Source organism: Peteryoungia aggregata LMG 23059, assembly GCF_030814435.1.
Taxonomy (GTDB): Bacteria; Pseudomonadota; Alphaproteobacteria; order Rhizobiales; family Rhizobiaceae; genus Allorhizobium; species Allorhizobium aggregatum.
In genome coordinates, this window is sequence record NZ_JAUSUW010000010.1 from 82,824 (window position 1) to 94,811 (window position 11,988).

The 11,988-nt window shown below is 58.4% G+C and carries 8 protein-coding genes; all 8 read right to left on the reverse strand.

Features of this window, described 5'->3' with window-relative positions; genetic code table 11:
* Positions 1–203: 203 nt before the first annotated feature.
* The 8 genes from J2045_RS16960 to J2045_RS16995 all read right to left on the reverse strand — a co-directional run bounded on the left by J2045_RS16960 (position 204) and on the right by J2045_RS16995 (position 11,888).
* A complete protein-coding gene (locus tag J2045_RS16960; RefSeq protein ID WP_307374882.1) occupies positions 204–1,352 on the reverse strand; it encodes an alginate O-acetyltransferase AlgX-related protein in 1,149 nt (382 codons plus the stop codon).
* 12 nt (positions 1,353–1,364) lie between these two features.
* The gene (locus J2045_RS16965) at positions 1,365–2,801 is read right to left on the reverse strand and encodes an MBOAT family O-acyltransferase (protein ID WP_307374884.1); all 1,437 of its coding nucleotides are present in this window, start codon (positions 2,799–2,801) and stop codon (positions 1,365–1,367) included.
* 191 nt (positions 2,802–2,992) lie between these two features.
* The gene (locus tag J2045_RS16970; protein WP_307374886.1) at positions 2,993–4,189 is read right to left on the reverse strand and encodes an AGE family epimerase/isomerase; all 1,197 of its coding nucleotides are present in this window, start codon (positions 4,187–4,189) and stop codon (positions 2,993–2,995) included.
* 3 nt (positions 4,190–4,192) lie between these two features.
* Entirely contained in the window at positions 4,193–5,593 is a 1,401-nt protein-coding gene (locus tag J2045_RS16975; protein ID WP_307374888.1) for a tetratricopeptide repeat protein, read from the reverse strand.
* Positions 5,594–5,712: 119 nt separating this feature from the next.
* Positions 5,713–7,134, reverse strand: a complete 1,422-nt coding sequence (locus tag J2045_RS16980) for a phosphomannomutase (RefSeq protein ID WP_166599854.1) — start codon at positions 7,132–7,134, stop codon at positions 5,713–5,715.
* Positions 7,135–7,167: 33 nt separating this feature from the next.
* Positions 7,168–8,277: an alginate lyase family protein gene (locus J2045_RS16985; protein WP_307374891.1), complete on the reverse strand. Its 1,110-nt coding sequence runs from the start codon at positions 8,275–8,277 to the stop codon at positions 7,168–7,170.
* Positions 8,278–8,337: 60 nt separating this feature from the next.
* Positions 8,338–11,190 (reverse strand): tetratricopeptide repeat protein, encoded by a 2,853-nt coding sequence (locus J2045_RS16990; protein ID WP_307374893.1) that lies wholly within the window; start codon positions 11,188–11,190, stop codon positions 8,338–8,340.
* A 38-nt stretch (positions 11,191–11,228) separates the two neighbouring features.
* Entirely contained in the window at positions 11,229–11,888 is a 660-nt protein-coding gene (locus tag J2045_RS16995) for an alginate O-acetyltransferase AlgF (RefSeq protein WP_307374895.1), read from the reverse strand.
* Positions 11,889–11,988 lie beyond the last annotated feature (100 nt).

Here is an 11,988-nt window from a genome sequence, read left to right on the forward strand (position 1 = left end):
AAAGGACGGGTTACTGCCGCAGGGCCTGGCGCTGTTGCCGGGGATGCCGGTGGACGTGTTTATCACGACCGGCGACTGCAGCATGCTCTCCTACGTCTCGAAGCCGATCCTGGATCGTTCCAATCGCCTGTTCCGAGAGGAATAGAGCACCATCCGCTCATTGTTGAGGTGAACGGACCGATGTGCATGCCCTGCTGGGGCCCTCAATATTTCACTTCATCAAAGTAGCGCAGCGGCATTTCCCAGACGACGTATTTCAATCCCTGCGTACCCGGGAGTTTTTCGGCCAGGAAGGTCTCCATCGGCTTGAACGGACCCTTACCCTCTTCAGCAAAGTTGATCACGTCGACGCCGCTGGCTGCCTTCAGCTGCGCCTCGAAGCTCCAGGTGCCATTGGCACTGTAACTCGAGCCGACCAAGGCGAGCTGCGGGCCAGCCGTGACGTCTGCGAGCAGTTCATCAAGATCGGCTTCGGCCTTCTTCGCAGACAGAGGTGATATCGTCTCCTGCGGCAGCGATACCAGGCCTGAGAAAACAGAGAGTTTGGCAAACTTCAAGAGATCGCCGCTGTGCGGCACCTCCGGTTCTGCTGACAACGTGTAGGACTCCCGCGGCAGCCCCGCATCTGCGGCCAGAAGCGCTGAAGTCTCCCCCGCCACGACGCCCGCCCCCGCTACGGTCCAATGCGTATCGGTCTTGAGGAAGACGTCGGTTCCCTTGCGTGCCTCAAGAAAGGCAGCACGAAGATCCGGCACTTGCACACCAAGCGCGGTCAAGCGGGCACGGATCTCATCATAGAAAGTCCCTCGGCCCACTGGATGCTGGATGGATCCGAGCTTGTCACGATAGATATCAGCCTTTTCGGGGAGCAGCAGGATGATCGGCTCTATACCGGCCGTTTTCAGGTCGGCAACCGCTTCCTTCACGAAACCGAGATGTTTTTCCACCATGGTCGTTGACTTGCGATTCCAGCTGAACTCCTCGTCCGAGAAGAACCAGCCATCATCGCCCTTCACGAGACCCTTGCGTGTCTCATCGAAGACCACCAGGCTAATGGCGTTGAGAAGTCCGGTGGAGAAATCCCGGATCGGAAAGACTTCCTTGAAGATCTCCTCGATCTTGAGCGCCTCGTGGCCCTTGATGATGTAGTCCACCGTGCGTGGCTGCTGCCAGTGTTCCGTCGCTTCCTTGCTGGCGAAGAAGTGCCCGACAACACCGATACCGCTGATAAACAGTCCAACCATGCAGATGGCGGGCAGATAGTTGAGCACACGCAAGCCGGGCGTCACTTCCTGAGACGGACGGGGCTCTATCAGGGCGGAATTGGCGGTGACAGACTTGGACTCTTCCATGTTCTGCTCTCCTTAAAACTGGAAGTAGAGAAAGGGCGTGTCGCTGTCGGCGACCAGCTTGACGATCGCCAGCACTCCGAGAACAACCGCGGCGACGCTCATCGCGCGAGTGATCCGCGGGCGATCGATCTCCTTGGCTTTGACCAGATCCACCGTCATTGGCAGTGCGAAGTAGCGGCGCAGAGCAGGCTCGCCGACCGCAATTACCGCACCCAAGATCATCACGACGAACGAGAAATTGGTGAATTGCCAAGCGTAATCGCTGCGGAGCGCGAATCCTTGCAGACCTGCCATGCCCGAGAGCACGTCGAGCGCCTCGGTCATGTTCGCAGCCCGGAAGAACACCCAGCCAATGATCACGAGCAGCATGGTAAACAGCCATCGCGACACTCGGAAAGGCGCCTTCGGGGAGACGTTGAAATAGCGCTCGATGGCAAGCCAGATGCCGTGCCAGGCGCCCCAAACCAGGAAGGTGGTATTTGCACCATGCCAGAGACCGCCGAGAACCATGGTCGCCGCGAGATTGAAGTAGGTACGAGCGACACCCTTCCGGCTGCCGCCGAGGGGTATGTAGAGATAGTCGCGCAACCAGTTCGACAGCGAGATGTGCCAACGTCGCCAGAATTCGGTGATGCTGTTTGATCGATAGGGCGCGTCGAAGTTTTCCACGAAGTAGAACCCGACCATCATACCAAGCCCGATTGCCATCGACGAATAGCCGGAGAAGTCAAAATAGAGCTGCAGCGTGTAGGCAATTGCGCCGAGCCAACTCTCCGCCATCGTGGGATTTGGGATGGCGAAGGCCGCGTCGGCGATCGGAGCGATCGAGTCGGCGATCAGAACTTTCTTCGCCAGCCCGGTCATGAACCGGGTGGCACCATAGTTGAACTTCGACCAGTTGTGTTCGCGATGATAGAACTGCTCCGCCAGGTCATGAAACCGCAGCACGGGTCCTGCGATCTGGTGCGGGAAGAATGCGATGAAGGCTGCGTAATCGACAAAGGTCCGCGAGGGCTCCAGATCACGGCGATAGACGTCGATGATATAGCTGAGGTTATGGAAGATATAGAAGGAAATACCGATAGGAAGAATGACATGCGGCAGAGACCAGCTGTAGGCCTCACCCCGGTTGAACAATTGCGCGGCGCTGTCTGCAAAGAAATTGAAATACTTGAAGTATAACAGCAGCGCCAGATTGCCAATTATTGCACCGATCAGAATCGGCTTGCACCACTTCTGATCCAGTGTTCGATGGATCATCATGGCGACATAGTAGTTGAATGCCGTCGTCGCCAGCATGAGCAAGGCAAAGTCGATACGCCACCAGGCATAGAAGACATAAGAACCGACGAAGATGAAGTAGGACCGATACCGCTGCGGGCAGAGATAATAGAGTGCCAGAAAGACCGGCAGATAAACAAAGATGAATATGACGGACGAAAATACCATTACCGATATTCCTTATCTGACGCCGGACTGTGAGAATGGCTGCCGTGAGAGCCCTTGGGGGCGGCCCCGGAGAAACGGAAAATGCGTAGCCATGATGCTGCCCCCTGGTCTTGCATCCTTGCCTTGTTCGATGATCGGCACGCCGAATACTTTCGAGATGCCGGATACGCTCGCGCTCACGAGCTTGCCTGCTAGCGTGTCTGGATCCGCTTGAGCACCGTGTCGGCCTCAAGAATGGCGCAGACGATGTGGTAGAAACTGCTGGCCGGCGCGGGTTCCTCGATGAAGTTGCCGTCGGGCCGCATCTTGTCGAACCACAGGCCAGTAACTTTCGTTGCCAGGAATTTCTTCAGCGCACGCGTGGCCTGCAGGGCCTGGTCGAGATAGTGCTCACGGTCAGCTGGATCGCCGACCTTGGCCAGCAGAATCGCCGCCTTCAGCCATTCCGTCTGAGGCCAGAGCCGCGCCACCGGATCGGAAATCGTGAAATCATCGAAAAGACCCATGATCGCCACCTCGCGCGAGGGGCAAAGACCGTGCCGAGCGCCAATATCAAACAGGCGTGTGGCCGCATTCATCGCCGCCGCGTCACCGCGTGACGCCGACCAGCGGGCCAGCAGCCACGCCCATTCGAACTGATGGCCAGGCTCAACGATCCTGCCCTTGTCGCCGGGATAGGGACGCCAGTCATGGTCGAAGAACTCTCGAAGCGCACCAGTGTTGGCATCGATGAAGCGGGTTAGCGCAACGCGCGCGATCTCGTCGGCGAGCGCCGTCCACGGCGCCGGATCGCCGGCCACAGCTTCCCATGCGAGGCTGGCCTCGAACAAGTGCATGTGCGGATTGGAGCACAGCGGCAGCTTGACCGGATCGCCTTCCTCGAAGCCGCCGAGCGGATGGGCATAGGTAGCCCTCAGTCCGGCGAGAAGTGCCCGAGCCTTGTCTTCCATCTCGCGAGCACGCGGGGGGAAGGTCTGCGCGATCTGCGCCATGGCGAACAGCGCGAAAGCCTGATTGTACAGGTCGAAGCTGTCATCCAGCATAGTGCCCGTCGGAGAGGCGAGGCTGCCATAGAAACCATCCGGTCGGCGATAGACTTGCTCGAACCAGGCAAATGCGGTGGTTGCCGCCGCATGCCAGGAAGCCGGCGCATCTTTGTCGCCGCCAACCGCATAACAATAGACCTGGCGGGGCTGTACCCTTGCCCGGCGATTGTCGTTTCGGTTCGCCGTGCCATCGAGATTGATGCGCTCGAAGAAGCCACCGGTTTCGGCATCGTGGCCGACATCGACCCAGATCGGCAGCGCCGACCGCTTCAGCCATTCAACCGCGCCGTCGATCTCGCCCGCGAGTGCGGTGATGACCGAAGATGGATCGGTGTTTGCCATCGATCAGTTCTCCGCGATGTTCTTCGATTTAAGATAGGCGCGTGCGAAGGCGTCACCCTTCTTGGCGGCCTTAAGCAGATATTCCACCGCGAGCTTCTTTTGCGCCTCGGTCTTGTCGTTCTCGTGGAGATAGACGCCGAGTTCGTACTGCGACTTGGTATCGCCGGAATCGGCTGCCTTGCGCAGCCATTTAATGCGCTCTTCGTCGTTGGCCGGCTTGTAGCCACCGATGCCATAGAGCGAACTGAGGGCGCGCGCCGCTTCGACATTGCCACCGTCAGCCGCCTTGGTGACTGCCTTGAACAGAGGTTCCGCATTGGTCTGGCCTGGCTCGGCCCGCATCAGCAGCGCCACCATCGGCGCCATGGCCTCGGACTTGCCCTTGTTGAAGGCGGTCGCCAGCAAGGGACCGGCTGCAAACGGGTCGCTACCGATGCCGAGGTAGAGCTGGGCCAGGTTGAACGCGGCCTCGGCATTGCCGGCCTTGGCGGCGGCTTTCAGCGGTTCGACAATCTTTTCGCGCTCGGCCTCGGTTTTCGCCGCCCGGAAGGCGCCAACCAGTTGCGATTGCGACATGACGTTGACACCACCCGCGGCAGCAACGGTGGACAGATAGGCGCCATCGCGCCCGCCCGAAGTCTGGCGATAGATGCGCGCCGCCAACTGCGCCGCGCCCTGCTTGTCGAGCTTGCGCGCGATCTCCATCCAGGCGCGGCCACGCTTGACATTGGTCGCCGTCTCCTGGCCAAGATAATTGACCCGCGCCTGACGCAGGGCACGATCGGCCTTGGAGGTCTTGTCGCCCTTCGTATAGTAGTCGAGAGCCAGCATGAGATTGCCGGAGGCTTCCGCCCGTTCGGCCAGCTGCCGAAGCGCGCCGGTTCCGCCGGCGCTAGCCGCCTGATTGAGCCACGTATCGGAGCTGCCAAACTGACCGGCCGACAATTGTCCCGCGTCGATCAGTTTCGCCAGCAGCAGGCGCACCGTGACTTCCGACTTGTCATTGGCCAGCGGTAGGTAGACCGAACGCGCCACCATCGTCGTGTTCGACGGGTGGTAGACCCCATCAAGGTGAACCTTGGCGAGCCGGCGGCCGGACGAGGGATCGCCGGCCAGTGCCGCACGCTCGAATGCCAAGTAGGCCTCGGCGGTCTTGCCATGATCGAGCGCGAAATTGCCATAAGCGCGATTATAGCGGATGATCTCATCCTTGCTTTTGGCGTTTTCTGCGGACTTGGCCAATAGCGCGCCTGGATCGCGGCGGGCTTCGAAACCCGCGCGTTCCTGCGCGATCTGCACCTTGGCGTCAAGGAAAGACGCCTCGGGAGAGCTATTGCATGAGGCAAGCATTGCCAAAGTCGCAGCGACAAGAATTGCCTGACCGCATGTCTTGAGTTCTTTCATTTTCAGTCCACCCTAACCCGCAGGTTCCGCGCCTCGGCGCTCTTCAATCTCATGCCGTCAAAACGTTTTTCGACCGACGGCCTCAACCACATATCGCCCTTCCGCGCCCCTCCCCCGGATCACGCCCGAAACTCGCGCAACAGCCTTAGACCATCGTCAAGCAGGCGCCTGGCGCTTTCGGCATTGGTGTCCTCGACATAGCACCGCATCTCCGGCGCATTGCCGGATGGGCGAAAATGCACGATTTTCCCGCTCGAAAGCGCCACGCGCAGGCCATCGGTCTCATCAATGCCAGCGAGCTCGCCGAGCGGCTCTACGAACTGCCGCAATTGTTCCTCGCTACCGCGCAACTTGGCCATGAGGGCGGTGCTGCGTTCGGTCGCGTAGTTCTCCAGACGATCTGCGGCGGTCACGGGAAGGCCAAGTCCCGCCTTCAAGTCCGACAGGGTTAGGCCGGCGGCTCTGGCCGAGCTCAGCACCGCCAAGATCGGCAGGAAGGAGTCACGTGTCGGCAGGGGCAGCAAATCCCCGCCAGCAACTGCAAACGTCGAAGCCGTGAGCGTGCCGCCATTGGCCTCGAAGCCGACCACGCCGGCGCTGCCGTTCAATGCGTCCTGCATGCCGGCAATCACATAGGGGGAACCCACGCGCGTGCGGATCACCTGAGCAAAGCCGCCCCTGTCAATCCCGGAATTGGACGTAATCGGAGTCACAATCGCGTCGGCGCCAAGAAAGCGGGCGGCGATCAGCCCGCAGAGGTCTCCGCTGACCGGCTCGCCGTACTCGTCGGCGATCAGAGGCCGGTCGCCGTCGCCGTCAGCCGAGATGATCGCATCGAGGCTGTGTTCACCGGCCCAAGCCTTCAAGAGGTCGAGCGTTGCCTGCGACACGGCTTCGGTATCGACCGGAATAAAGTCCGTCGAGCGCCCCAGATCGACAACCTCGGCGCCGTAATAGCGCAGGATCTCCGACAGCATATCGCGGGCGACTGTGGAGTGCTGATAGTTCCCGACCCGCATGCCAGCCAGCGCATTGGTGGCCAGTAGGCTCTGGTTGCGACGCAGGAACAGCGACGTCGCCTCTCCCGAGCCGTTGTCAAAGTCCGTGCCGGCGCTCGGAGCCGGTATGGCGATATCGTGCAGCTCGTTGGCGATCGCCAGGATCGCCAATTCATCCGGCTTGGCGATCTCGCCATCGGGCAGGTAGAACTTGATACCGTTGCGATCCGCCGGGATGTGCGAGCCGGTGACCATCATCGAGGCAGCACCGGTCTGGAAACCGTAGAATGCAAGCGCGGGCGTCGGAATAAGACCGCAATCGACGGCGACCAGGCCATGATCGCGCACCGCCGCCAAGACATTGGCGGCGATCGCCGGACTGGATTCGCGAAAATCATAGGCGACCAGAACCCGGTCTCCCACCTTGGCCAGTCCCGAACGCAACAGAAAGACCGCGAACGCCGACGCATAGACATAAGAAGGCCGGCCCTTGAGGTCGACAGACAAACCACGCAGTCCGCTGGTTCCAAATTTAAGGCTCACACGCAACTCCCGTTAAGGTTGCCAACTAAAAAATCAGTCACGAAACTTCATGTTGTATAAGACACTCACGCGCCCCCCGAGGTTGGAGGAGAACAATGCCTTATCGTAGAGGCCGCCATACGATGCTCTTTCCTCGGGATACTGAGCGAGGTAGGCATCGATCCAGGCAATTCTATCGCCCCGGATCAAACCGTTCTTTTCACGCGGAAGCTTGACCTGCTTCTCGCCGGCTAAGGCTTCCATCTTGGTCGGATCATCGATCGACGACAGTGCGAAATGCACAAGCCGTTGAAGCCCGTTGTTGCATTGAGAAAATGTCGCGTAGCCATTTGCCTGCAACAACGACGCCATCATCACCAGCGGCCCGGCGGCGTGAAGGTGATAGTCGCGTGACTTCTTCTTGCGCGCCAGTTCCAGCGGCAACGCTCCGTCCGGCGTAACCTGGCAGACACCTAGCTTGTAGCTCTCGAATCCGAAATCGAGGAAATCCTTGCGCCCGACCGCAACGCCCACGGACGTCAGGGCGAGACCGCCCCAGTAGCGGTGGTTCTGCCGGTTGGAATCCCGATCACCGGACTCCGTGTAGATCGGCACGATTCGCTCGGCGAAGGTTTCGAGCCATTTTTCGATCCTGGACGTGTTGAAATTCGTCAGCTTCGCAGCCGGAACGACCTGCACATAGGCCAAGGCCGCTCCAGCCACGATGCGCGTCATGCTGAGATAGCTTTGGCGGGACTGGAGATCGGACAATGCATTGGCGCTGGCCCAATTGTTCAAGGCCTTGAGCGCGCAAATGGCGCTTTCAAGTCTTTTGCCATCGGTTTCGGTGTAGTTGCTGGCGTTCTTCGTAACAAACGTTAGAAAATCGCGCGTCTGCGATATGGTTTCGTCATATCTGGCCTTGTTCTTCGGGTCGATCGTGGAACGGCTCTCATCATCGTCGTCATAGATGCTTGAAAGGTTCAGGGATACGACAGGCGCGGGAAAGCTTTGCGTGCATTCCTGCTTGCCATTGTTTTCCATCACGTCGCGGGCCAGTTGGAAAGGAACAGCAAGGGTTGCAGCGGAGCTAGGCTGCACCCCAGTGCCCATCACAACCATTGCACCCAATAGGCCAAGAGTGTTTCGCGCCTTGTTGAACACGGGCATACTCCATTTCAGGCTGTTACAACGCCTAGGGGGTCTATAAGAATTCGATAGTCGTCATTCGCCATCGGATAGCTCCTTGACCCTGCCGTCCCAATAAGCCGCCTTTTCTGCATCCGCCGGAAGACCGACTACGCCGACCTTGTAGGCTGTCGCGAGCTCACGCGCCGCTTTCGGATTGCCGGCTTCGGCCGCCTTGGTAAGCCACTCGACCGCCTTGCCGATGTCTTTTTCCGCCCCCGTCCCATAAAAGAAAGTCTGATACAGTCGGTACATCGCATTGGCCTCACCGGCCTGCGCCGAGATCGTCAGCCATCGCACGACGGTTGCGTCGTCACGCGCCCCCAACTTTCCGGCAAGGTTGAGCCTTGCCAGTTTGAGAAAGTACTTTCCTGAATTGACCGCATCTGACCCGAGGAACGCCTGGAGTTCATCAACCTCGGTCGTCGAGGACGTGAGGTTCTCGTCGGCGATCTCGCTAATCAGTTTATTCGCCGCATCCTTGTCACCGGACGCGTAAAGCTTGAGCAGATAGGTTTTCGCCGCATCAGCCGACGAGGAGGCCCACAAGCCTTGCAAATGCCCCTCCGCGAGATCGCGAAGCACCGAAATGCGACCAAGCGCATAGGAGCGCAGGAAAAACGCTTCGGCCTTGAATCGGTTCTCTACACCGTCGATACCATCGCGGAATGCGGCACCAACACTGAAGAGGTCATCGCCGTCTCGGTCAGAAAGCCGCTCCGCCAACGAAAGCCAATAACGTGCCAAGGTCTTTGCTTCGGGGTCCGGAAGGCTGGCGTATACGCGCGCCACGTTGACCATGGCATCGACAGTGCAGGCCTCACCGGCAGAAGTAATTGCAGCAATTTTCGGCATGGCCTGCGGGTCACCGGGATCAATCAGCGATAGCTTCGCCTTGAAGTCACCCGCATCCGCAGCTTTCGTCAGCCAGGTTTGCCCGACGGAGCTATCTTTGCTCAAATCGGCAAGCAACACCTTACCGTATTCCCGCATTCCGCGCGGATCACCCGCATTCGCCAGTTGCTCATAGATCGCCTCCAGATCCTGGGGCTTTGCCTGACCAGCATCCTGAAGCAATTGCGCCTTGAGCATCAGGGCATCATTGTCGCCCGCTTGTATGAGGGCGTCTATGGCGCCGATCTGCGAGATCTTCTCATCGAGCTTGGCGGATACGTCAAAGCGGTTTCGAATGATCGACAATTCGGTCAACCGCTTTTGAGTCTCATCCTTGAGCAAGGCAACGAATTTCAAAAGACGGGTGGCCGCCTCGGGGTTCTGCTCGAAACCATCCACGCCCCTTTCCCAACGAGCCAAGACATAACCGATCGCGTCGGGACTGCCCTTATAGGCCGCCTGCTGGAGATAAATTCGCCCCTTCGCCTGATCCGTGGCGTCAGATGACGTCACCATGTTCAGGCCGGAGATATAAAGCGAATTCGTGGATCCAAAGACCGCCGCCTTGTGGCGCCATTCATTTGAAAGCTCGACAGATAGTGGCGCGCCCTGGCCGCAGGCAAACATACCCGCAAGCTTAGCTGCGCCATCGGAATTGCCCGAGGACGCGGACTCGCTAAAGAAATGGATGGCCTTGCTGAGATAGCTGGGATCGGTACGCCCCATCTTGAGGTAGATCTTGCCAATCTCGTTGCTAGCGTCAGCCGACCCCGCGGCAGCCGCAGTCTCCAACACCTTCAATGCCTTTTCGACATCAGACTGCGATCCGCCAAAATTGGCAAGAAACGCGCCGTATCGCACCGGCAGCGCGCCTGCAGGATCGACATCCTTGGTCGCGCGCTCGAAAAACGACCGCGCCTTTGCGGCATCTACTTCGCCAGAAAACTCGCCAGAGTAAACTCGGGCCAGCCACTCATCGGCGGCAAGCAATCCCTTCTCGGAAGCACTGGTAAGATAGCGGACAGCCAGGGTCGAATCTTGCTGAACAGACACGCCGGTGGCGTAAGCTTTTCCAAGCATGAACTCCGCCGAGGCAATGCCTCCGTCGGCGGCCTGCTTGAGATAGGTCATCGACTTCTGGATGTCGATCTGATCAACCTGATTGGAACGGTAGAGATTGGCAAGATTCTGCGCCGTCTGCGGATCACCGGTTTGCGCGAAAGCCTCCAGCCACTTCAGAGCCGTTTCGACTTCTTTGCTGACCAAGTTTCCCCTGAGGTACAGAAAACCGATCTGGCTGAGCGCCGAACAATCGCCCGCCTTGATCTGCGCCATGAGCCCAAGAAGCGCATTGGTAACCGCACTTCTTTTCTGCTCCTCGGTGGCTTGCGGATCAAGCGTAATAAGGCGAGCATATTCAATCATGCCCTGAGGATCGGAAGAGAGTGCGGACTTCTCCAAGTAGATGTGCGCCTTGGATACGTCACGCATCTGGCTTGGTCCACCGTCACCATACAACTGCCCGAGAGCGAAAGCGGCGCGCAAATTGCCCGTGCCGTAAGCTTCCAGCAGATTGCTCTCCGCTTCCCGCAGTTCATCGATCGACGAGCCGCTCTCTATGAGAACGCGCGCTAGAGGAAGCAAAAATATGTCGCGCTGGGCAGGATACTTGGCCAAACCTGCCCTCAGCAAAGCTTCCGCGACATCGGCAGATTTCGAAACACGATCGCTGCCACGTTGATATTCCGTGGCCAAGGAAACGATGGACGAAGCAGGAAGGTCAACTTCGGAAGCCGGGTTCTTTGCCCAATCCTTTTCAATTTTCGGACGGTCGCCTTTCGCAACAGGCGGCTTGCAAACCGCCTTGTAGTCAAGAGCCGGGGGATCCAGCAAGATCGAGGGATTTTCTGCGTATGCTGCAGAAGCAAACCCGCCCGCCAAGCCTGCAACGGTCGCCGTCACTACAACCGAATTTCTGAAATAGTCTTTACGCAATCTACTTACCCCCAGGTCCTTGCCCATTTGTGTAGAATTTATTGATCGATCCCTGTCGGGATCACAAAGCCGGCCGGACCATTAGCTGTATCGACCACGACAACGTTCTGGCGTTCCCTTGCAGTCAACGAAACCTTTTCTATTTCGGTGACCTTCTTGTCGCCCTCGGTGACTTCGAGGCCAATGTCGATCACAGGCAGTTCCTTCGATGCCATAGAGCCAGGAACAAGATCCTTGAAAAGGACCTTGCTGTCGCCATTCAACCGCAATGCCAAATTCGCCGGAGCGGAAGAAAAATTGTAGAATGAGAGCGCGGATCTGGACGGGTTTTCGACATCGTTGTCGGGAATCACCACAATCCCACCTTCACTTGCGCCAACCGCCACAGTGTAAAATTTTCCAGGCTCGAATTTCGCTTCAGCGGAGGCGGTGCCATCTGTGATCGTAAAGGTGCCGTTGCCGACGATACGGTAGTTGGACAAGGCCGCCTGATCGATCTGAAATTTTTGGCCGGAAAACTCGACAGAGACTCCAGACTTCAGCTTTACATTGAGAAACCGAACAAGACTTCTGTCTGCCGGAATCGGCGCGTCATAGAGGGCAGCGTCGTTGGATAGGACCGGCGACTGGGACATCGCCCAGCCGACCAGCAGAAGGCTGAAGAATTTGAACCTATAACTCTTGCGGATTTCCAACATTGTTTCACTCCTCAATTCTGAACATTCGATTCGACAATCCCGGCCGGATAGCGACATAGCGAAACGGAACCAGCCGACGTCGCATTAGCACCGAGATCCA

Coding starts and splice junctions, on each gene's coding strand:
- J2045_RS16975 (WP_307374888.1), bottom strand. CDS start 5,593: ATGAAAGAACTCAAGACATGCGGTCAGGCAATTCTTGTCGCTGCGACT.
- J2045_RS16960 (WP_307374882.1), bottom strand. CDS start 1,352: ATGGAAGAGTCCAAGTCTGTCACCGCCAATTCCGCCCTGATAGAGCCC.
- J2045_RS16970 (WP_307374886.1), bottom strand. CDS start 4,189: ATGGCAAACACCGATCCATCTTCGGTCATCACCGCACTCGCGGGCGAG.
- J2045_RS16995 (WP_307374895.1), bottom strand. CDS start 11,888: ATGTTGGAAATCCGCAAGAGTTATAGGTTCAAATTCTTCAGCCTTCTG.
- J2045_RS16965 (WP_307374884.1), bottom strand. CDS start 2,801: ATGGTATTTTCGTCCGTCATATTCATCTTTGTTTATCTGCCGGTCTTT.